We start from the raw sequence: 19,839 nt of genomic DNA, 5'->3' as shown, positions 1-19,839 counted from the left end.
CCCTCCTATCTTGATTACGCTTTTTGTCCTACCGTCTCGTCTTCAATTCCTAGTTCTTCTTTGATCCACTCATAGCCTTCTTCTTCAAGACGTTGAGCAAGTTCAGGTCCGCCAGATTTTACAACACGGCCTTGCATCATAACGTGTACATTGTCTGGTGTGATGTAATTAAGGAGACGCTGATAGTGTGTAATGATCAGGCAGCCGAATGCGTCGTTACGCATCTCGTTAATGCCTTTGGAAACGACTTTAAGCGCATCAATATCAAGACCGGAGTCGATTTCGTCAAGGATTGCGATAGCTGGTTGAATCATCATCAATTGAAGAATTTCGTTACGCTTCTTCTCACCACCGGAGAAGCCTTCGTTCAAGTAACGCTGCGCCATGTTTTTGTCCATGTCTAGCGTGTCCATCTTAGAATCCATATCTTTAATGAATTTCATTAATGAAATTTCATCGCCTTCTTCACGTTGAGCATTGATCGCTGAACGAAGGAAGTCGGAGTTGGTAACTCCACTGATTTCACTAGGGTATTGCATTGCAAGGAAAAGTCCGGCTTGTGCACGCTCGTCTACTTCCATTTCAAGAACGTTTTCGCCATCAAGCAAGATTTCGCCTTTTGTTACTTCATATTTAGGGTGACCCATGATTGCGGAAGCTAAAGTAGATTTACCTGTTCCGTTAGGTCCCATAACAGCGTGGAATTCACCGCCGTTGATTGTAAGATTAACACCTTTTAGGATTTCTTGACCTTCGATCTCTACGTGAAGATCTCTAATTTCTAAAGTTGATCCTGCCATAGTTAATACCTCCAGTATCTATTAATAGGAAATTTGCTGGTTGAATATGGATCAAAGAACCATTCTCAATTTATTCTCATTACAATCTTATATCATATAGAAACTGATATCAACTTTTTACTATAGATACAAAACCGTTCAAACCCCTACATTCTTCGAGCTTTTCCAACAAATTTATATACAAATTCTATGTCATTATAACATGAAAAAATCAGGTAACTAAAGGTTACCTGATTCTCTCTTTATTTATGCAATTGGCGTTCTACTTCTGCAAACATCTTTTGACTTTGTTCGAATTCGCGTTGACGTTTTTCTTCCACTTTTAATCGGGTATCTAACTTTCTGCTGTACTCGGCATAACTCATGTTATGCGCTTTGTGCATGGCTTTATCCATCTCAGCAGTATAATTCAAATTCAGATCGTCACTAATAACGAATCCACCCTTTCAGATTATTTACACAATTCAGATTATCATAAAACAAATACCCGGAACAAATTGTAAATAAACCTGGAAATAGGGATATTCAAATGAATTTCATCCATGTAAGCGTTTGATTCTTCGTCATATAGTTAATACCATCGATTTGCTTCTTTTTTCTAACTATTCAATTAATTCACGTTTGTCGTAAGATCTGCGTAAGCCTCTTGCACTAGAGTAACAGCCTGACTCAGCGCTGCGCCCCCACCGAAAGCTGCCGCTACACCACAAGCCTCTAACACTTCTTTTTCACTAGCTCCTTGATCTACACATCCCTTAGTGTGATAAATCATGCAGTATTCATCTTGAGCTACGATACTAATTCCTAATGCCATTAGTTGTTTTTGTTTCTTGGATAATTCTCCTTCCTTGAAACAGGCTTCGGAAAATTGACTAAACTGATGGGAGACTTCAGGCATGCGTTCTGAGAATATTCCCATTCCTTCCTTATAATCATGCAGATAAGCTTGAGTCCAATTCATTTCTTGTTCTGGCATCATCATAACCTCCAAAAAAAATAAGTGACTGCGGTTAGTATAAACCGCAATCACCTATTTTATCCGTTTATTTAGATGCCCCTTCAACAGGTACAACTGCTCCATCATATTCTTCTTTAATGAAGGTTTGAATTTCTTCAGAACGAAGAACCTCAACTAGCTTATTCAGAGCTTCAGAGTCTTTGTCTTTGCTTTGAGCTGCCACAACATTTACATAAGGAGAATCTGTGCCTTCAAGAATAATTGCATCTTCTTGAGGGGAAAGCCCTGCTTCAATAGCATAGTTTGTGTTAATTGCAGCAAGCACCTCTTCTTCACGTTTATAAACTTCAGGTAGGTTAGCAGCATCTACGCCTGTATCAAATTCAAGGTTCTTTGGATTTTCTACAATATCATCAACCGTAGCGTCTACTTTTTCAACACTCTCATCCAGCTTAATAAGTCCTTCTTTTTCTAATAAGGAAAGAACACGACCATGTGTTGAAACAGAACGGCTCATGACTAGTGTCGTGCCTTCTTCAATATCTTCAAGATTGTCATACTTTTGAGAATAGACACCAATTGGTTCAATATGAATACCGCCAAGGTTTGCAAAATCATAATCATTTTCTTCTTCTTGAAGCTCTAAATAAGGAATGGTTTGAAAGTAATTGGCATCTATACGTCCTTCAGCCAAATCTTTATTCGGCAGAATGTAGTCCTGATATTCTTCAATCTTCAAAGTAATTCCCTCTTCTTCAAGAATAGGTTTTGCTTGTTCCAATACTTCAGCATGAGGAACACTCGTTGCCCCTACTTTAATCTCAGAGCTTTCCTCTCCGCTGCCTCCTTCAGACCCTGATGCATTTTCTTCAGAAGATCCACATGCAGCAAGTACAAGTACAAATAATAAGGCCAGACCGGCTGTCCATAATTTTTTCATTTCAATAACTCTCCCTTTTTTTTATTTTTATCTTTTATCCAATTTACGGGTAATAAGATCCCCGATGAATTGGAAAATGAACACAATAATAATGATTAGAATGGTACAAATAAATACAACATCCCAGTTACTACGCTGAAATCCGTAGAAATAGGCAAAGTCACCTAAACCACCAGCCCCGATTGCTCCTGCAACAGCTGTGTAGCCGATCAGAGCGATCGCTGTCACTGTGATCCCAGATATTAAGGCTGGCATCGATTCTGGAAGCAGAACTTTAAAGATAATCGTCGAATATTTTGCCCCCATTGCTTTTGCCGCTTCCACTACCCCTTTGTTTACTTCTTTCAGGGCGATCTCCACTAGACGTGCATAGAATGGAGCTCCTCCGATTATAAGGGCAGGTAATGCAGCTTTTGGACCACGGATGGTTCCCATTAAAAAGTCAGTAAACGGGAATAATAGTAAAATTAATATAATGAAAGGAATCGCACGGAACACGTTAACAACCGATGCTGTAATCATATTTAATACCTTGTTCTGCCAAAGCCCTCCCGGCCCAGACAAAAAGAGCAGCAATCCAAGGAACAACCCGATAATGAACGTTCCTGCTACGGAAACTAAAGTCATATATAATGTTTCGTTTGTAGCCGTAATCATGTCTTCCATACTTACATTTGGAAACCACTGATTAAACATTCGGGTTCACCTCCACTTCTACTGACGTTTCTTCGATGTAATGGATCGCCCGGTTAATTTCTTCTTTAGCACCTTCAAATTGAACAAACATCGTTCCATAAGCACCTTTTTGCGTTTGAGTGATCTTACCATGCAAAATGTTCACATCTAGTACGAACTTTCTAGATAGATCACTAATCAGTGCTTGGTTCGCACTGTCTCCAACGAAGTGGAGTCTTACGATTTCCCCACTCTTGTAATTGTCTTTTATAAGCCCTAGTGAGTGTTCTTTTTCTGGATCTCCCATGACCTGATCGACGAATTTCTTCGTCACTTGCTGTTTAGGATGAAGGAATACATCCAGAACATCTCCCTGTTCGACGATTTTTCCTTCTTCCATAACCGCCACCTGGTGACAAATTTTGCGAATAACGTGCATTTCATGAGTGATTAGAACAATTGTCAGCCCCAATTTTTCGTTGATATCTACAAGCAGGTCTAAAATTGAATCTGTCGTCTCAGGGTCAAGGGCTGATGTTGCTTCGTCGCAAAGTAGCACTTTAGGATTGTTTGCTAAAGCCCGAGCAATACCTACCCTCTGTTTTTGTCCTCCACTAAGCTGAGAAGGATATGAATTTCCACGACCACTCAATCCGACCAAGTCTATTAATTCATTGACTCTTTTTTGCCTTTCTGCTTTTGGTGTACCGGCAATTTCCAGAGGAAAAGCGATATTGTCATGAACGGTTCTAGACCAAAGTAAGTTGAAGTGCTGAAAAATCATCCCTATCTCCTGACGGGCTACTCTCAACTTCCCTTTACTTAGGGAGGTCAATTCCTGTTCGTTGATGGTTACCTTACCGCCCGTAGGGTCTTCCAGACGATTCAATAGCCTTATAAACGTACTTTTTCCGGCACCGCTGTATCCGATCACACCGTAGATTTCGCCTTTCTTTATTGAAAGATCAAGGTTATCTACAGCAGTTACCTGTTTGTCTTTTGTTTGAAATACTTTGGATAAGCCTTTGATTGTAATCATGTTGTCCCTCCATAAAAAAACGCCTTTCTGATTCAGAGAACAGAAAGGCGTATGTATCCTAAGTCAAATCTGTTCTCTCATCTATCAGGGCTTACGCTCTGTAGGAATTGGCACCTTCTCGAACAAGATGTTCGTGGGTTGCCGGGCATCATCGGGCCAGTCCCTCCGCCACTCTGGATAAGAGATTTTGGTATATTAAATGATTATCACTTTAACTCGCTTAAGTAGCACAAGAGGAATTGTATCACCGCCAAAATTTTGTGTCAACAAAAAAAGCAGAAAATTAACTACTTTCATAAAAAAGAAACAGGCAATAAAAAAATCCCTTCCATTAAGAAGAGATTTACGTTACTACCTCTTCTCATCTATCAAAGCGATAATCGCTTTGCAGGAATTAGCACCGTGCTCATATGGAGCCGGTTGCTGGGCATCACAGGGCCAGTCCCTCCGCCACTCTGGATAAGTGAAGATGTCGATATGAAATTATTAAATATGTTAGCATTGTACTACCTACACGTCAACAAAAAAAGAGGAGAGTATAAAGTTGAAAAAAGCACCACTATTTGAGCTACCATACATTCATAATGAAGAAACTTACCAGCTAGATGAAGATATTGGAAAAGTAATTGTTCTCACGTTTTGGGTCTCCTGGTGTCCCGATTGCGGTTCAGACCTTCCAAAAAAAGAGCAGCTTTATAAAACGATGGATCATGAGAAGGTAAAAATGCTGACCATCAATGTAGCAGGTAGAGAAAGAGCAGAAGAAAAAGGCGTTCAGTATGCTGATGAATTTTTAACGCAGCCTACTTTAAAAGACAGAGGGAGGGAGATTTACGACCTATACGAGTGTGAAGGTGTACCCACTACGACGATTATTGATCAGCATGGAAACGTGTATGAACAATTCGGGGACAAAGCTTCCTTTTTAGAGATTGTAGAATCCATTGGTAAACTCATCTAGAAAGTAAAAGTAAAGACTCCATAAATAAGATGTTTCGATAAGCTCCCTTTACACTAATCATCGTTTCAGGTAGGGAGGTCAGTTTTTTGCTTCCTGTAAACAATTCTTCCATAACACTGGTAGACGATTGCAGAACCAGACTTCCTTGACCTTCTTGTGTTGCTTTTAACTGAACCCCTGAATGATCGATAAATAAACAAACTTGATGCTGACCAACTTGTACTTCAACGTTTAGTTTTCGTTCACGCCAAGTAGGTAACAGGTCATATCGATGATTGACGTTCTCTACCCATTCATAAATAAAATCGATCATAAAAACTCCTCCTTTTACTGTATTAAAATTCTTTAAAAGGAGGAGTCAACCCTTCTCCTGAAGCGAAGAATCGTTCGTCATTTCCCGGGTCATTCGATTATTCTTTTACATATTTTGAGACTTTCTCATACATGTTCGGAACAGAATGAAAAGCATAGACCTTTTCGACTAACCGCCCCTTTTCTGTAACGAGCAGACATGGGACACTTTCTATTCGATACTTCTCCATAAGATCGGGATGCAACGAGGCATTGAATTCCCAAAATATCTCTTTCCCAAATGTTGCTTCAATAGTTGTCAGCATTTGTCGAGCTAAATGGCATGTGCCGCAAAAAGGACTGTGAATGAAAGTGAGCGCTAACACATCGCCCTGTATCGCTGTTTCAATCGTTTTTTGTTCTAGTTCTTCCAAGTTGTTCCTCCTAAATCAAGTAGATCGGTTTTACACTGAAGTGTCTGTTCAAAAGTGCTCTTGCTAATTCTGGCTCTGGCGTAGCGGCAACCTCTCTAAACGCTTTATCAATATAAATGTGTTCTGCATGGGGAAGTTCTTCTGTCAATTGTTTTCTCAACTTATTTCCCGAGTCGTCTTCATCTACAAGAATGTAAACGGAACGATCATCTAGGTTGAAATCAAAAATCAGCTCTTCCATTCGTTCAACACCTAATGTGCCATGAGTGCAGATGATTTCAATATCCTCATCCAGTACCTTTTTGAGCTTTTTCTTATCAGTAATTCCCTCAACAATGACAATTCGCTCTCTATCCATTTCCTATCACCCACTATATGAAAACAGACCATGTCTAAGGGACATGGTCTGAACATGATTAATATGATACACGATCATGTCAGACAAGGAATCTTATGTAGCCCCTGTCTGTACAAAAAATTGTAAATTATCGATTAATCCTCATTAATCATTTCTTCGTATTGTTCTGGTGTCATCAATTCATCCATCTGAGAAGCATTGCTTGGTTCCACAACAACCATCCAAGCTTTGTCGTATGGAGATTCATTAACGAACTCAGGGCTGTCCTCTAGCTCCTCGTTAATTTCCACAACTTTACCACTTACTGGTGCATAAAGCTCAGATACAGTTTTAACAGACTCTACACTACCGAATGGTTCATCCGCTTCAAGCTCTTCGCCAACTTCCGGCAACTCAACAAAAACGATATCACCAAGTTCTGACTGAGCGAAATCTGTAATCCCGATGCGGACTTTTTCTCCCTCTTCTTTTACCCATTCGTGCTCTTCAGAATAACGTAGATCTTTTGGTAGACTCATTGCAATCCCTCCACAATAGAAATTAGTATTTAGCAACAATTATTAACATAAAAGCTGGATGCTTTTATTTCCAATGTTCTGCTCATGCTTTCCATGTTTTTTCGAATGTTTCCTCTTTAAACCCAACAGTAACATTCTCACCATCGGTAACGATCGGACGCTTAATCAGCATGCCGTCTGAAGCAAGCCATTCAACCATTTCATCCTCTGATGCTTCTTTTAGCTTTTCCTTCATATTCAATTCTCTATACTTTTTTCCGCTCGTATTAAAAAACTTTCGAGCGGGAAGCTCACTCTTTCCCATGAGTGATTTCAATTCTGCTTGAGAAGGAGGCTCGTTGACAATATGTACGGAGTTATAATCCACGCCTTCTTCCTCCAGCCACTTCTTTGCTTTTTTACATGTCCCGCAGTTCGGGTACCAATAGAAGGTTACAGTCAAGCTCTTACCCTCCTTTGTTGTTGTTGATTTTTATTTTACCATACTAAAGATGGATTTTTCATCGATTAATCGAGTTTGGAAGATGAATTGCTTATTTTTATAAAATCTTTCTTCATTAATCGGCTTCTATCCTAACAATCATTAAGAATAAAAGCCCCCACTTCGAAGAGTTTCGAAGTAGAGGCTTGGGAACATGAAGTTTGATTATTATACGGTATATTTTTCCGCTTCAATTAAACGAGCAGCGATTTCACGTTTTTTAGCAATTACGTTTATTGGGGTATGACGTGTCAACTTACGTAAAGCTCCAAGCATCATACGGAGAGAATCACCTGATTCAGCTGCAATCAACGTTTCCTTCGCATGCGCTTCAATACGGTTGAATGCTTCTTGAGTGTAGACTTGAGTATAAAGTAACTTCTGTTTATTCTTTTCTTCTCCGGATTTTTGAATCGCCTTATCCGTGCGGAGAATCGCAGACTCCATATTGTAGATTTCTCCTACCACATCTGCAATATTCACAAGAAGTTCCTGTTCATTTTCAAGTTTTTCCCCATATTTTTGTGCAGCTAAACCAGCAGCAAGCAATCCGATTTTCTTCGCGTTCTTAAGCAAGTATTTTTCCTGCTCCAAGGATTCGATCCCTGGTTCTTCAGGCATCATAGTCATAATCTCTTCCTGAAGGGCCTGTGCTTTTTGAAGCAAAGGCAGCTCGCCTTTCATCGCTTTTTTCAAGAGGGTTCCTGGTACAATCATGCGGTTAATTTCATTTGTTCCTTCAAAGATACGATTGATTCTGGAATCACGATAAATACGTTCTACTTCATATTCAGACATAAACCCGTACCCACCGTGAACTTGAACAGCTTCATCAGCTGCAAAATCAAGCAATTCTGTGCCAAACACTTTATTCAACGAACATTCGATTGCGTATTCAGCAATAACTTTAGCTACCGCAGCCCCATCTTTCAGCTCTTCTTCTGATAGTTTACCCATGCTTTGTTCAAACAGGCCGACTGTTCGGTAAACTGCGCTTTCATTCGCATAGGTATTGGCTGCAACAGATGCGATCTTTTCTTGAATCAGAGGGAAGTTTGCAATAGGTGTCTTAAATTGTTTTCGCTCTTTTGCGTATTTTACAGATAGTTCTACGGCGCGCTTAGCCCCTCCTACTCCGCCAATGGCCAGCTTATATCGACCTACGTTAAGAATGTTGAAGGCGATGACGTGGCCGCGTCCTATTTCTCCAAGAACATTTTCTACCGGGACTTCTGCATCTTCAAGGACAAGCGTTCGAGTTGAGGAACTCTTAATTCCCATTTTCTTTTCTTCAGGTCCAGTAGAAACGCCAGGATAATCACGTTCTACAATAAAAGCAGTGAACTTATCGCCATCGATCTTAGCATACACTACAAACACATCAGCAAAAGCAGAGTTTGTAATCCATTGTTTCTCCCCGTTCAAAACATAATGCGTGCCAGCTTCGTTTAGTTTCGCTGTCGTTTTCGCACCAAGAGCGTCTGAACCTGACCCTGGTTCTGTCAAAGCATAGGCAGCAATCTTTTCTCCAGTCGCTAAAAGCGGCAAGTACTTTTGCTTTTGATCTTCATTACCAAAAAATACTATAGGAAGGGATCCAATTCCTACATGAGCTCCGTGGGTAACAGAAAAGCCACCCGCTCTTGAAAATTTTTCAGTAATTAAGGAAGAACTGATTTTATCCAGCTGTAAGCCGCCATATTCTTCAGGAACGTCTGCTCCAAGCAGCCCTAACTCACCCGCTTTTTTCAGTAAGGTAACAGAATGCTCAAACTCATGATTCTCCAGGTTCTCAATCTTGGGGACGACTTCACCTAAAACAAAATCCTCAGCCGTCTTGGCAATCATTAAATGTTCATCTGTGAAATCTTCCGGTGTGATAATATCAGAGGCAGCCAAGTCCTCTACAATAAACCCTCCACCTTTAATCATTTCTTTTAATTCACTCATTTATTGTTCCTCCTCTTAAATTAGCTCGAAAACTCCAGCAGCTCCCATACCGCCGCCAATACACATCGTTACCACACCAAACTGCTCATTTCTTCGTTTCATTTCGTGAATCAAACTTAAAGTCAGCTTCGTACCCGTACATCCTAGAGGGTGGCCTAAAGCAATAGCTCCTCCATTTACATTCACTTTATCCGGGTTAAGACCAAGCTCTCTAATTACCCTTAGTGATTGTGAAGCAAATGCTTCATTCAGTTCAAAGAGCCCAATATCCGATAGGCTTAGTCCTGCAAGTTTCAAAGCCTTAGGTACCGCCTCAATCGGTCCGACTCCCATAATTTCAGGCTCCACTCCGGCTACAGCGAAAGATCTGAATTTTACTAAGGGAGTCAATCCTTCGGCTTCGGCTTTTTCTCTGTCCATAACGAGCACAGAGGCTGCTCCATCACTCATTTGAGAAGAGTTTCCTGCTGTTACGGAACCTTTCGTAGAAAAAGCTGGCTTTAATTTAGCTAATACTTCCGTTGTTGTACCCGCACGCACGCCTTCGTCCATGGAGAAAGTAAAAGTACTTTCTTTCACTTTATTGTCATCTCCCAAGGAGCGGTCTGTAACTTCCACAGAGACAATCTCATCCTCAAATTTTCCTTCTTTAATGGCGCGTGCAGCCCGTTCGTGACTTTGAACAGCAAAAGCATCCTGATCTTCTCTCGAAATTTCGAACCGCTTTGCCACCTCTTCTGCTGTATGACCCATAGACATGTAATACTCAGGAGCATGTTCAACCAGATTGATATTCGGCTTGATCACATGACCTCCCATAGGAATCAAACTCATGGATTCCGCTCCGCCTGCTATAGCGGCATTACTATGGCCAAGCATGATTTTCTCTGCCGCATAAGCAATGCTTTGAAGTCCAGAAGAACAATAGCGATTAATCGTAATGGCTGGGACTTTATGATGAAGACCTGCTAAACCGCATATGTTCCGCGCCATATTCATGCCCTGCTCTGCTTCTGGCATCGCACAGCCAATAATGACATCATCGATATTTCCTTCATAATTATTAGCGCGCTTTAATGTTTCTTTTATGGTTAATGCTGCAAGATCATCTGGACGAGTATGAGCAAGCGAACCCTTTTTGGCCCGCCCGACAGGTGTCCGAGCTCCTGCTACAATGACTGCTTCCTTCACGTTCCTTCCCCCTCCTAAATATTAATTACGCAGTGGCTTCCCTTTCATCAGCATGTGTTGCATCCGCATTTGAGATTTTGGCTCGCCGACAAGACTCAAGAAAGCTTCTCGTTCAAGGTCCAGCAAGTATTGTTCGTCAACAAGAGTACCTTCTTTTAAACGTCCTCCAGCTAAAACAAAAGCGAGTTTTTCTGCGATCTTTAAGTCATGTTCACTAGCATAACCGCTGAGTGCAAGTGACTTCGCCCCTAACATCATCGTTGCGTATCCCTGTTCTCCAACTACAGGAACCTTCGTACGTTTCGGAGCCTTGTATCCTGAGTTAGCAAGAGCCAGCACTTTTTCTTTCGCATCATGTAAAAGGTGATCTCCGTTTACGCTTATAGCATCTTTACTGTCTAAGAACCCATTTTCTCTTGCCTCTTCACCAGATGTAGAGACTTTAGCCATTGCAATTTTCTCAAATACACTGTTAGCTACTTTTTGAAGGTCAAAATCAACTCCATCAGGAATATTCCTTAAATGTTTGATGTAAAGTTCCTTATTTCCACCTCCACCAGGAATCAAGCCGACCCCTGTTTCTACAAGTCCCATGTAGGTTTCTTGAGAAGCCTGAATAACGTCAGCCGGCAAACAAACTTCTGCTCCGCCGCCTAATGTCATTCCAAATGGGGCTGCAACCACGGGTTTATCTGAATATTTAAGACGCATCATGGCATCCTGGAAGTTCTTTACGACCATTTCAATTTCAAAAAAGTTAAAATCCTGTGCTTCCACAAGGATCATTCCTAGATTCGCTCCAACACAGAAGTTCTTAGCCTGGTTTCCAATCACTAATCCACTAAAATGATCGTCTACGTGATCGATAGCGAAGTTCACCATCTGTATGATATCAAGTCCAATGGCATTACTTTGGGAATGAAACTCCAGACCTGCTACGCCGTCCCCAAGGTCCACTAAACTAGCTCCAGCGTTCTTTTTAATCACTTCTTTCTGTTCTTTCAGGCGTTTCAAATTAATGTTCTTAGGATTGAATGATTGTTCTTTGTACTCTCCATCGTGATAGAAGTAAACGTTTCCATTTTCCTGTTTATAGAAAGAGGTGAATCCTTGTTCGAGCATACGTTCAACCCAGGAAGGGACTTGGTCTCCTTCTTCTTTCATACGTTCAACAGACTTCTCGACGCCAATGGCATCCCACACTTCAAATGGTCCGAGTTCCCATCCAAAACCCCAGCGCATCGCTTCATCAAAGGAAGGTACGTCATCAGCTATTTCTCCGTATAGTTCAGCCGAATAGAGCAGAACAGGTTTGACGATTGACCATATAAGATCTCCTGCACGATCTCCTTTTGCGGAAATAAGTGCTTTGAGTTTTCGCTTAGATCCTTTTTCCTGCTTAGCCATTTCAGTTGCTTTGGTTTTTAATTTTCCTCTTTCTTCGTACTCCATCGTTTGAGGGTTTAACTGAAGAATCTCGCTTCCTTTTTCACCTTTTTTCTTAAGGAAAAATCCTTGACCGCTCTTTGACCCGAGCCAGCCTTTCTCAAGCATCTGTTTCATGAAATCGGGAACCTCAAAGGCTTTCTTTTCTTCACCTTCAACCTGGTCATATACGTTATTGGCCACATGAATAAACGTATCCAGTCCAACAACGTCCAGCGTACGGAAGGTAGCACTCTTCGGTCGTCCAATCATTGGGCCTGTGACAGAATCAACCTCACCCACGCTATAGCCTTTTTCAAGCATTTGCTGTACTGTGACTAGCAAACCATAGGTCCCAATACGATTCGCAATGAAGTTCGGTGTATCCTTCGCTTCTACCACGCCTTTGCCAAGTACATCCTCCCCGAATGTTCTCATAAATGTAAGCACTTCAGGGTCTGTGTCCTTCGTTGGAATGACTTCAAGCAGTTTTAAGTATCTAGGCGGGTTGAAAAAGTGCGTTCCTAAGAAATTCTTTCTTAAATCTTCACTGCATTCAGAAGACATGGATTCAATGGAAATTCCAGAAGTATTTGAACTTACAATGGATCCTTGTTTACGATGCTGGTCAACTTCTGCGAGTACTTTTTTCTTTACGTCAAGATTTTCAACGACTACTTCTATAACCCAGTCGACTTCAGCCAATTTCTCCATGTCATCACTCATATTGCCGACTTCAATTAAATCCAGGCTGGATTTGCTAGTTAATGGTGACGGTTTTTGTTTTTTTAATGCTTCTTTGTTTAAAGCAGCTATTCGATTTCTTACTTCTTTATCTTCGAAGGTTAAACCCTTCTTCTTTTCCTGATCGGTTAACTCACGCGGTACGATATCGAGCATCAGTGTTGGTATTCCGACATTTGCCAAGTGAGCGGCAATGCCAGCCCCCATTACGCCTGATCCAAGGACTGCAGCGCGCTTAATATTTCGATTCATTTATTGGTCCCCCTTACCTTGAATGAATACTCATTCATTTTACAGTCAAAAAAATAAAAACTGCTCAAACGGTTTCTACATTTAATATAAATTATTTTCAGATATTTCGCAATCCTTTTTACAGCATTATTTTGCAAAATGTTCCTCGTACCATCAAGAATGCCGTATTTCAGTTTACGATTATAGTATGTAGAGGTACCCTTTATGGAGAGATACCTCTTCAAATTTTATTTTCCAAACACACCTTTTAGAACAAAGGCAACGTTAGCTGGACGTTCGGCTAACCGTCTCATAAAATAGCCGTACCAGTCGTTTCCGTATGGAACATATACGCGCATATGGTAACCTTCTTTAACCAGTTCTTCTTGCCTGTCTACGCGAATACCATACAGCATTTGAAATTCAAACTGATCTTTAGGTATGTCATTTTCTTCAACCAATTGTTTGGTGTATTCGATCATAGCGTCATCATGAGTAGCGACGGCAGTATAATTTCCATTCAACAGATGCATTTTGATGATTTTTTTATAATTTTCATCAACATCTTTTTTGTCTGGAAAAGCTACCTTCGGCGACTCTTTGTAGGCACCTTTAACTAAACGCAGATTGGGATTGTATTTGTTTAGATCCTCAATATCTTCCACAGTGCGATATAGATAAGATTGCAGAACGGTTCCAATATGCTCGTAATCTTCCCGCAGTTTTTTAAAGATTTGGAGGGTCTTTTCACAACGGTCGTGATCCTCCATGTCAATCGTTACAAACACATTCTTTTCCTCCGCGACATCCAGGATACGGCGCATATTTTCCAAAGCCAGTTCTTCAGAAATATCGAGTCCCATAGAAGTCAACTTCAAGGACAGCTGTGAATCCAAGTCGTGTTCAGCTATGGCTTTGATCGCCTCGATACAGCCATCAGCCGCTTCACGGGCTTCTTCTTTACTATCAATAAATTCACCTAAATGGTCAATGGTTACTGACATTCCTTTAAGATTCAGCTCTTTAATCGTTTTCACGGCGTTTGGGATTGTTTCACCAGCTACGAATCGACCAGCTCCAAAACGCAACCCATACCTCTTAGCTAACTTAGTAAAAAATCGATTTTTAGAAAGAAATAAAAAGAAATTACGTAGAATTTTTTCCATACGAAAATCCCCCTAATCTATGTTAATGACATTTAATAACCTTTTATCTAATTCACTTTTTCTGTTTTGAGAAAATCGTGTTTTTGTAAACGCTAACACCACTATTTTACCATTTATCAAAAAAATTGGGTACGAAATCGCTAATTATTCGACACCATCTTGTATCTTTATCAGATTTTTATGATAGAAGACTATCCTTCGGGGATACTAATGGCGAAATAATGAAGGAGGTAAGAAATATGCAGCAACAGAATGAAATGTCCTCAGTCAATCAGGCTCAGCCTATGCCACAAGTTCCTAATATCGTAAGTACAAAAGATCAGTTATATATCTCTGACATGTTGTCTTGGAACTTGATCGCATGTAAAAAAGCCCACTTCTTTGCTCAGAACTGTCAAACACCTGAAATTCAAGCAGCGTTAGAAGAAGCAGGTCAAATGCATCAACGTCACTACAACAAAATCCTTAACCATTTGAACAGTCAGCAACAACAAACCAATTAAGGAGGTATCTCACATGAATCAACAAGCCAATAAAATTCAAAACCCTGAGACGAGCGTTCCAAAAACACCTCAAATGAATGAACGCGATTTTGTAAATGACCAACTGACAACCGAAAAATATATGACAGCCTCCTACAACATCGCACTTAACGAGGCTAGTAATCAAACGCTTTATCAAGATCTTGCAACGATTTTTAAAGAAACACAGGACTGTCAGAGAAATTTATATAACTTGATGTTTAAGAACGGCTGGTATGGTGTGGAGCAAGAACAACAGCAAAAAATCCAACAGACTTATCAGCAGTTTACTGGTTACAAGTCTCAATTGCCTTACACCATCCAATAAGATCTAAAGCGTGTTTGCTTTAGAGTCACGACATGTAAAACGACTGGAGGAAGGTGATTTTCCTCTCGAAGTACGGATTGCTTATGTCACGAGAGGGATCGGCGCTAGAGCCGTATGTCATTAGACCAATTATCCACTGGGACTAGCTAACAACAAAAACCCGGCAGGAAGCCGGGTTTTTTTATCCTACAGGCTCGTAACCTTGTGCCTCAATTGCCTCTTTCATTAGCGGTTTGGAAACGTAAGCTTTATCATAGGTGACATCCACTTTACCACTATCTAAATCAACTTCTACTCCGTGAACCCCTTCTAATTCAGTTAATGCATTTTTTACTGATTTTTCACAATGTTCGCAAGTCATCCCGTTAACTTCTAATGTTAATTGCATCAAAATCCAACCTTTCTTCATGATAGTTTTAAATAGATTTTCTATGGCCTTACTCGTTGTATTCCACAATTTTCACCTTTAATAACTTCTTCTTTCGGTTCATCTACGCCGTATGTGCTTACAATTATTATAACGAACAAGGTCATGCTTTCACCTTAGGACCTGGTATATTACTATAGAAGAACGAACGTTAGAGAAATAAAGTCATTATTTTTGTGTAAGCAGAGAAGGGTTTGGAAACTCAAATGAGAAAATCAATTTACTTAGGGATTGGACTTGGAGGAGGGATAGGTTCTTCTTTACGTTACGGCGTCTCTTCATTATTTAATTCCCCTTTAGGATTTCCATACGGAACTTTAGCCGTAAACTTAATCGGCTGCTTATTATTAACCTTGCTATATGAAGTATTTCTACATTCAACAGGGAAGGCGAAACAATTACATAAAGCGCTGGCCACAGGAATGATCGGGTCGTTCACCACGTTCTCTGCTTTTTCCGCTGAATCTATTCAGCTTTTTGACCAATCTACGATGATCGCTTGCTACTATATGATTGCAACCATTTTCGGCGGCCTAGGAATGACGATGTTCGGTCACTTTTTGGGAAGGAGATGGAGAATTTGAACATTCTATTCGTATTTTTCGGTGGAGCCATCGGCGCCCTGTTACGATTTGAAGTGAGTCAGCTGTGGAATGGTAAATCTTCTTTCCCTTTAGGAACTTTTTTCGCTAATATCTCTGGAGGAATACTGCTAGGATTGCTTATCAACTTTTATGAGAGTAGTGGATTTTCCGAATCTATTTGGCTTTTATTAGCTACAGGCTTCTGCGGAGGGTATACGACGTACTCGACGTTTAGTTTTGAGGTTTTTCAATTATTGAAACAAGGAAAATGGAAAGAAGCATTTCTATACTTGAGCACATCCGTTTTGACCACAATCTTTGCCATATGGGTAATTTTTCAATTATAAAACCTCTCCTGAAAAAAGGAGAGGTTTTATTTCGCACAATATTTCATAATAGCTTGCTGCAGAGAGTTCATATACTTAATATCAGCTAACATATTCATTTCACTTAATTGTTTTGCCTGTTCAGGGCGGATACCGATAAGAACAACCTCTGGACCCATATAAAAAACAGAAGTCATCAGGTTGTTAAACACTTGAATCCCATCTCTTTCTACGTGTCTTACTGCTGTAAAATCAAATAGAATCCGGTCGATTCCATCTCTTTGTGAAGATTGCAACAAATATTCTTCTATCGCATACATTTTTTCAGATGTGATGTCACCAAATAACGGGACTAGAGCAGTGTCCTCAGTCAAATCAATAAAAGGTGCGGATAACCGATTGTTTTGTGCTATGGCTTCTTCTAGCTTTTCTTTTTCATCTAGTAGCTCAAAGTTCGTATCGTTTAGACGTGCTCTCAATTGATTCATTGTTTTGGTGACCTTAGTAAGTCGACTATCCTTCATCATGAGCATCACTTCTGCATAGAGGTCGTTTTCCCAAGAAACATACATGTCGGCAGTAAGGGGGCCGTCCTCTTCATTGATAGGTTTAAGATGAATCTCTACTGAAACTTTTTGCACTTCAGGGTTCACCCAATTTTTAACCTTTGGTTTGCTGTATTCGTCAAATATATCCAAAAGATTCTCTTGAGGGCCAAATAAATCTTCAGCCTCTTTAGAACAGGACTGAATTTGATATTTTTTATTTATTTTATAATAAGGAAGCGGGAAGGTACGGTCAACTAGTTTCATTGATAAGGTCTTCCCTTCCTTCTTTGAACCATCGGTGGAGGTGGTTTAGATCTTTCACCACCATGACTTGATCTGATTCAAATTCATTAAGATCAAATTTCTTAGCCATACGACCACCAATCATAATGAGTGGCCTCCAAGGAAGCTTCTTAAATCGCTCAATCAATATCTTCAACGTAGGCAGCCGGTACGATAACGCAGCAGAAAGACCAATCACTTCCGGTCTATACTTTTCTATTTGAACTAAAGAGTGATCTAATGGCAGGTTGGGTCCTAAATACCTGACACGCCATCCATTATCTTTAAACGTGTCAGCGACCATCTTCAATCCGATATAGTGCTGCTCCTGTTCCACTCCGAACAAAATGGCTTTATACTTCTTCTGTTTATGTCCTTTAATATCTTCAGCTTCTGCTTCTAATTTAGACAAGACAAAATCGCATATAGCTGTGGCTAAATGTTCATCCGCGACTGAAATTTTATTTTTCTCCCACAGTTCACCGATATAGTACATCGCAGGTGTGATGATATCTTCGAATAAATATAATCGCGGGTGTTTCTCGAGTAAATCTTTTGTATATCGAAGTGCCTGCTCTTCATGTCCGTCTAGAAAATAAAGAGCGAGCTTTTCTTGGTATTCTTTCAAACTAATTCACCTCTTACTTTGAAAGGGTAGGTAAATGTCTTAAGGCCTCTTGAAGATAAAGGATCATTGCCGTGCGCTCTTCGTCATCGGCCAATGTTGTCTCTTCCAGGATCCGTACAAGACGTTCAAAGTTATCTACAATCAGATAAGTGCCTACTCCTCTTGATGTCAGGACATTGTTGAGCCAGTTGGTATAGTCTATAAAGAAATCACTGCTTTTCATTTCATAGGCAGCGTAAAGGTGGTCAAGGTGATGGTAATTGTCTTCTTCTGTTCTTTCTCTGCCATTTTGTCCGAACTTTTCCCATAAGTCTGGGTAATCAGCATAAATTTCTTCAACAATCTGATGAACGATACGATCTTGCTCGATCTTCTTCATTCAGCTACCACCTCGTACTTGGACACTTTAGGTACAATGCCTTGCAATTCTTGATCGGGATACTGCTTTTCTAATTCGTGAATCTTCTTAAACTGCTCACTTCTAGCCCAATTCAAGTAATCTTGTTTAGATGCCCATTCCAAGTGAACCGTTAGTTCTCCCGGCTTACGATCATTTTGCAGCAATTGGAAAGAAATGAATCCATCTGCCTGATCTACTAAACGAGAACGATTTCGGTAAATTTGAATTAATTCGTCTGCTTTATGATCAGGAACGACAACTGTCGAATCCACTACGTACATAAATTAAATCTCCAATCAAATAAATGTTTTCAATACAAACTATTTTATCATATAAATAATTTATCTGTATAATTATTGCTTTACTGATAAAATTTCCAGTACAAAAGCCCAAGCCCCTGACTTAGACATTCAATGAACAGTGAATCGCTAATGCCGATTGGACGTATGACAATAAGAGATTAGACACTGAGCTTGAAGTAGATTCACACCTTAGAAAATTATCCATACAAAATAAATATTGTAAAATCCTATATACAAAAAAAGACGCCGGCTTTATGCCAGCGCCTATTCCGTAATTATTGGACCACTTCGTCAATTACTTTCATCTCTTCGTGGTCAAGCAGGTTTTTATTCACCATTTCATCCGCTTCTTTGTTCATATTGTCCTGCAAGTCTTTCAGTTCTTCTTTATCTCCTACCATATAAATCTTTTCCCAACCATAACCTTTTGCAAGCTTATCAAGTTTAGGAGCTACACTTTTATACCAGCGATAACGGTTCGCTTCGAACCTTTCCTGAAATTGGTCCTGTTTAGAGTTCTTTGCTCCTCCAGAGCCCATAGATGGCTGAGCTCTATGCGGACCTTGATGCTGTCTCCAGTCATCTGTATTTAAATCAAGCTCAAACAGCTGAGTATCATTAAGACTACCTAACTGTGCATCGATCAATTTAATTTGATTTTTCTGGGTTAAAATTATTCCTGTTCTAGGAAACTTCTCCTGCATTTCTTTCAATTGATCAAGTACAGGAGTCTCCTCCCAATAGAACTCCGTCTTCACTGGCATTTGGAAGCGTTCCGCAAACCATACAGTATCATCTGCCGTAGCAAAAAGCACAACACTTTTGGCAAAATGCTGCTCATTCTCCTCTATGAAATGCTCCACTTTTTCTTTAACGGCCCAATAGTTTCGCTTTTCATCAGAATCTCCATCTTCTTGTAAATAAGACTCAAAGTTGTTCAAGCCATTCTTCAAGTGGATTTTCCATTCTCCACCTTGCTGATCTGGATCAGAAGGGTCGGTGTTTAAGTACATTGAGAATACCTTTTGTGGTTTTTGTAAATGAACCTGCTCTAGTTTTTTAATTTCTTTATATAAATCCATAAAACAACGACTCCTTTTTCTTGTGATTTACTTCTAATTAGTATGTTTCCTGAAAAAGGGACCTTTAAACTAGTTGATTTACGATTTATTGGATGGGAGTCGTTCGTGGATTCAATTTGCTCTCTTAATGATTACAGCTCTTGGTGATATGTTTGTTCCTCAGATTTAGTCAAGGTTTCTTCACCGTAACGCACTTTTTGATAAAGGGAGGTTTTTGCACTTCAAGACCAAACCTCTGAAACCACTGTT

General features: G+C 40.1%; 26 protein-coding genes and 2 riboswitches. Of the genes, 5 read left to right on the top strand and 21 right to left on the bottom strand.

The window, feature by feature from the left end; translation table 11 throughout:
• Positions 1–14 precede the first annotated feature (14 nt).
• The 6 genes from sufC to ACRYKC_RS11120 form a co-directional block, all read right to left on the bottom strand.
• Positions 15–800, bottom strand: a complete 786-nt coding sequence (gene sufC / locus ACRYKC_RS11145) for a Fe-S cluster assembly ATPase SufC (RefSeq protein ID WP_433806801.1) — start codon at positions 798–800, stop codon at positions 15–17.
• Positions 801–1,042: 242 nt separating this feature from the next.
• Positions 1,043–1,213, bottom strand: coding sequence for a YuzK family famiily protein (locus ACRYKC_RS11140; protein ID WP_157130779.1), 171 nt, complete (start codon positions 1,211–1,213; stop codon positions 1,043–1,045).
• Positions 1,214–1,410: 197 nt separating this feature from the next.
• Entirely contained in the window at positions 1,411–1,776 is a 366-nt protein-coding gene (locus tag ACRYKC_RS11135; protein ID WP_433806800.1) for a carboxymuconolactone decarboxylase family protein, read from the bottom strand.
• A gap of 67 nt (positions 1,777–1,843) precedes the next feature.
• Positions 1,844–2,698, bottom strand: a complete 855-nt coding sequence (locus tag ACRYKC_RS11130; RefSeq protein WP_433806799.1) for a MetQ/NlpA family ABC transporter substrate-binding protein — start codon at positions 2,696–2,698, stop codon at positions 1,844–1,846.
• Between the two features lie 27 nt (positions 2,699–2,725).
• Positions 2,726–3,394, bottom strand: coding sequence for a methionine ABC transporter permease (locus tag ACRYKC_RS11125; protein ID WP_433806798.1), 669 nt, complete (start codon positions 3,392–3,394; stop codon positions 2,726–2,728).
• Complete coding sequence (locus tag ACRYKC_RS11120; protein WP_433806797.1) at positions 3,387–4,412, bottom strand: methionine ABC transporter ATP-binding protein; 1,026 nt, start codon at positions 4,410–4,412, stop codon at positions 3,387–3,389. The genes ACRYKC_RS11125 and ACRYKC_RS11120 overlap by 8 nt, the downstream gene beginning before the upstream one ends.
• A 74-nt stretch (positions 4,413–4,486) precedes the next feature.
• Positions 4,487–4,596, bottom strand: a riboswitch (SAM riboswitch).
• 174 nt (positions 4,597–4,770) lie between these two features.
• Positions 4,771–4,878, bottom strand: a riboswitch (SAM riboswitch).
• Between the two features lie 78 nt (positions 4,879–4,956).
• Here ACRYKC_RS11120 and ACRYKC_RS11115 point away from each other — a divergent pair.
• A complete protein-coding gene (locus ACRYKC_RS11115; RefSeq protein WP_433806796.1) occupies positions 4,957–5,373 on the top strand; it encodes a TlpA family protein disulfide reductase in 417 nt (138 codons plus the stop codon).
• On the opposite strand, the gene ACRYKC_RS11110 is transcribed toward ACRYKC_RS11115, so the two are convergent.
• From ACRYKC_RS11110 to ACRYKC_RS11070, 9 genes are all read right to left on the bottom strand, one after another.
• The gene (locus tag ACRYKC_RS11110; RefSeq protein WP_433806795.1) at positions 5,366–5,686 is read right to left on the bottom strand and encodes a hypothetical protein; all 321 of its coding nucleotides are present in this window, start codon (positions 5,684–5,686) and stop codon (positions 5,366–5,368) included. The two genes, ACRYKC_RS11115 and ACRYKC_RS11110, sit on opposite strands and share 8 nt — an antisense overlap.
• A 97-nt stretch (positions 5,687–5,783) precedes the next feature.
• The gene (locus ACRYKC_RS11105) at positions 5,784–6,098 is read right to left on the bottom strand and encodes a thioredoxin family protein (RefSeq protein ID WP_433806794.1); all 315 of its coding nucleotides are present in this window, start codon (positions 6,096–6,098) and stop codon (positions 5,784–5,786) included.
• A gap of 10 nt (positions 6,099–6,108) precedes the next feature.
• Positions 6,109–6,456, bottom strand: a complete 348-nt coding sequence (locus tag ACRYKC_RS11100; RefSeq protein ID WP_433806793.1) for a toprim domain-containing protein — start codon at positions 6,454–6,456, stop codon at positions 6,109–6,111.
• Positions 6,457–6,590: 134 nt separating this feature from the next.
• Positions 6,591–6,974, bottom strand: a complete 384-nt coding sequence (gene gcvH, locus ACRYKC_RS11095; RefSeq protein ID WP_433806792.1) for a glycine cleavage system protein GcvH — start codon at positions 6,972–6,974, stop codon at positions 6,591–6,593.
• A gap of 82 nt (positions 6,975–7,056) precedes the next feature.
• On the bottom strand, positions 7,057–7,416 hold the full coding sequence (locus ACRYKC_RS11090; protein ID WP_433806791.1) for an arsenate reductase family protein: 360 nt from the start codon (positions 7,414–7,416) through the stop codon (positions 7,057–7,059).
• Positions 7,417–7,623: 207 nt separating this feature from the next.
• A complete protein-coding gene (locus ACRYKC_RS11085; protein ID WP_433806790.1) occupies positions 7,624–9,405 on the bottom strand; it encodes an acyl-CoA dehydrogenase family protein in 1,782 nt (593 codons plus the stop codon).
• Between the two features lie 15 nt (positions 9,406–9,420).
• Positions 9,421–10,596, bottom strand: a complete 1,176-nt coding sequence (locus tag ACRYKC_RS11080; protein ID WP_433806789.1) for an acetyl-CoA C-acetyltransferase — start codon at positions 10,594–10,596, stop codon at positions 9,421–9,423.
• A 21-nt stretch (positions 10,597–10,617) separates the two neighbouring features.
• Complete coding sequence (locus ACRYKC_RS11075; RefSeq protein ID WP_433806788.1) at positions 10,618–13,017, bottom strand: 3-hydroxyacyl-CoA dehydrogenase/enoyl-CoA hydratase family protein; 2,400 nt, start codon at positions 13,015–13,017, stop codon at positions 10,618–10,620.
• 227 nt (positions 13,018–13,244) lie between these two features.
• Entirely contained in the window at positions 13,245–14,162 is a 918-nt protein-coding gene (locus tag ACRYKC_RS11070; RefSeq protein ID WP_433806787.1) for a proline dehydrogenase family protein, read from the bottom strand.
• 239 nt (positions 14,163–14,401) lie between these two features.
• Here ACRYKC_RS11070 and ACRYKC_RS11065 point away from each other — a divergent pair, with 239 nt between their 5' ends.
• Together ACRYKC_RS11065 and ACRYKC_RS11060 are read left to right on the top strand one after the other, a co-directional pair.
• Positions 14,402–14,665, top strand: a complete 264-nt coding sequence (locus tag ACRYKC_RS11065) for a hypothetical protein (protein ID WP_433806786.1) — start codon at positions 14,402–14,404, stop codon at positions 14,663–14,665.
• 13 nt (positions 14,666–14,678) lie between these two features.
• A complete protein-coding gene (locus tag ACRYKC_RS11060; protein WP_433806785.1) occupies positions 14,679–15,011 on the top strand; it encodes a spore coat protein in 333 nt (110 codons plus the stop codon).
• 181 nt (positions 15,012–15,192) lie between these two features.
• On the opposite strand, the gene copZ is transcribed toward ACRYKC_RS11060, so the two are convergent.
• Complete coding sequence (gene copZ / locus ACRYKC_RS11055) at positions 15,193–15,399, bottom strand: copper chaperone CopZ (protein ID WP_433806784.1); 207 nt, start codon at positions 15,397–15,399, stop codon at positions 15,193–15,195.
• A gap of 245 nt (positions 15,400–15,644) precedes the next feature.
• On the opposite strand from copZ, the gene ACRYKC_RS11050 reads away from it, so the two are divergent.
• Entirely contained in the window at positions 15,645–16,022 is a 378-nt protein-coding gene (locus tag ACRYKC_RS11050) for a fluoride efflux transporter FluC (protein WP_433806783.1), read from the top strand.
• Positions 16,019–16,369 carry a fluoride efflux transporter CrcB gene (gene crcB, locus ACRYKC_RS11045; RefSeq protein WP_433806782.1) on the top strand — a complete coding sequence of 117 codons (351 nt, stop codon included), beginning with the start codon at positions 16,019–16,021 and terminating at the stop codon, positions 16,367–16,369. Before ACRYKC_RS11050 ends, crcB begins: the two co-directional genes overlap by 4 nt.
• Positions 16,370–16,395: 26 nt before the next feature.
• On the opposite strand, the gene ACRYKC_RS11040 is transcribed toward crcB, so the two are convergent.
• The 5 genes from ACRYKC_RS11040 to ACRYKC_RS11020 all read right to left on the bottom strand — a co-directional run bounded on the left by ACRYKC_RS11040 (position 16,396) and on the right by ACRYKC_RS11020 (position 19,590).
• Positions 16,396–17,160 (bottom strand): STAS domain-containing protein, encoded by a 765-nt coding sequence (locus tag ACRYKC_RS11040; protein ID WP_433806781.1) that lies wholly within the window; start codon positions 17,158–17,160, stop codon positions 16,396–16,398.
• Positions 17,147–17,806, bottom strand: coding sequence for a cobalamin B12-binding domain-containing protein (locus tag ACRYKC_RS11035; RefSeq protein ID WP_433806780.1), 660 nt, complete (start codon positions 17,804–17,806; stop codon positions 17,147–17,149). The genes ACRYKC_RS11040 and ACRYKC_RS11035 overlap by 14 nt, the downstream gene beginning before the upstream one ends.
• A gap of 13 nt (positions 17,807–17,819) precedes the next feature.
• Positions 17,820–18,185 carry a hypothetical protein gene (locus ACRYKC_RS11030; protein WP_433806779.1) on the bottom strand — a complete coding sequence of 122 codons (366 nt, stop codon included), beginning with the start codon at positions 18,183–18,185 and terminating at the stop codon, positions 17,820–17,822.
• Entirely contained in the window at positions 18,182–18,487 is a 306-nt protein-coding gene (locus tag ACRYKC_RS11025) for an antibiotic biosynthesis monooxygenase family protein (RefSeq protein WP_085029127.1), read from the bottom strand. Before ACRYKC_RS11025 ends, ACRYKC_RS11030 begins: the two co-directional genes overlap by 4 nt.
• 296 nt (positions 18,488–18,783) lie before the next feature.
• Positions 18,784–19,590, bottom strand: coding sequence for a VLRF1 family aeRF1-type release factor (locus ACRYKC_RS11020; RefSeq protein WP_433806778.1), 807 nt, complete (start codon positions 19,588–19,590; stop codon positions 18,784–18,786).
• Between the last annotated feature and the right edge of the window lie 249 nt (positions 19,591–19,839).

Origin of the sequence: Halobacillus sp. A1-3, assembly GCF_050971765.1 — a bacterium.
In the GTDB taxonomy this organism is placed as follows: domain Bacteria; phylum Bacillota; class Bacilli; order Bacillales; family Halobacillaceae; genus Halobacillus; species Halobacillus mangrovi_B.
The sequence above is the reverse complement of the archived record's forward strand: the minus strand, read 5'-3'. Positions and strand labels throughout refer to the sequence as shown.

Bases quoted from the DNA above. Each gene is read 5' to 3' on its own strand.
- ACRYKC_RS11135 (WP_433806800.1), bottom strand. From the start codon at position 1,776: ATGCCAGAACAAGAAATGAATTGGACTCAAGCTTATCTGCATGATTAT.
- ACRYKC_RS11110 (WP_433806795.1), bottom strand. From the start codon at position 5,686: ATGATCGATTTTATTTATGAATGGGTAGAGAACGTCAATCATCGATAT.
- ACRYKC_RS11020 (WP_433806778.1), bottom strand. From the start codon at position 19,590: ATGGATTTATATAAAGAAATTAAAAAACTAGAGCAGGTTCATTTACAA.
- ACRYKC_RS11075 (WP_433806788.1), bottom strand. From the start codon at position 13,017: ATGAATCGAAATATTAAGCGCGCTGCAGTCCTTGGATCAGGCGTAATG.
- ACRYKC_RS11050 (WP_433806783.1), top strand. From the start codon at position 15,645: ATGAGAAAATCAATTTACTTAGGGATTGGACTTGGAGGAGGGATAGGT.
- ACRYKC_RS11065 (WP_433806786.1), top strand. From the start codon at position 14,402: ATGCAGCAACAGAATGAAATGTCCTCAGTCAATCAGGCTCAGCCTATG.
- copZ (WP_433806784.1), bottom strand. From the start codon at position 15,399: ATGCAATTAACATTAGAAGTTAACGGGATGACTTGCGAACATTGTGAA.
- sufC (WP_433806801.1), bottom strand. From the start codon at position 800: ATGGCAGGATCAACTTTAGAAATTAGAGATCTTCACGTAGAGATCGAA.
- ACRYKC_RS11070 (WP_433806787.1), bottom strand. From the start codon at position 14,162: ATGGAAAAAATTCTACGTAATTTCTTTTTATTTCTTTCTAAAAATCGA.
- ACRYKC_RS11025 (WP_085029127.1), bottom strand. From the start codon at position 18,487: ATGTACGTAGTGGATTCGACAGTTGTCGTTCCTGATCATAAAGCAGAC.
- ACRYKC_RS11125 (WP_433806798.1), bottom strand. From the start codon at position 3,394: ATGTTTAATCAGTGGTTTCCAAATGTAAGTATGGAAGACATGATTACG.
- gcvH (WP_433806792.1), bottom strand. From the start codon at position 6,974: ATGAGTCTACCAAAAGATCTACGTTATTCTGAAGAGCACGAATGGGTA.
- ACRYKC_RS11100 (WP_433806793.1), bottom strand. From the start codon at position 6,456: ATGGATAGAGAGCGAATTGTCATTGTTGAGGGAATTACTGATAAGAAA.
- ACRYKC_RS11030 (WP_433806779.1), bottom strand. From the start codon at position 18,185: ATGAAGAAGATCGAGCAAGATCGTATCGTTCATCAGATTGTTGAAGAA.
- ACRYKC_RS11040 (WP_433806781.1), bottom strand. From the start codon at position 17,160: ATGAAACTAGTTGACCGTACCTTCCCGCTTCCTTATTATAAAATAAAT.
- ACRYKC_RS11085 (WP_433806790.1), bottom strand. From the start codon at position 9,405: ATGAGTGAATTAAAAGAAATGATTAAAGGTGGAGGGTTTATTGTAGAG.
- ACRYKC_RS11120 (WP_433806797.1), bottom strand. From the start codon at position 4,412: ATGATTACAATCAAAGGCTTATCCAAAGTATTTCAAACAAAAGACAAA.
- ACRYKC_RS11060 (WP_433806785.1), top strand. From the start codon at position 14,679: ATGAATCAACAAGCCAATAAAATTCAAAACCCTGAGACGAGCGTTCCA.
- ACRYKC_RS11130 (WP_433806799.1), bottom strand. From the start codon at position 2,698: ATGAAAAAATTATGGACAGCCGGTCTGGCCTTATTATTTGTACTTGTA.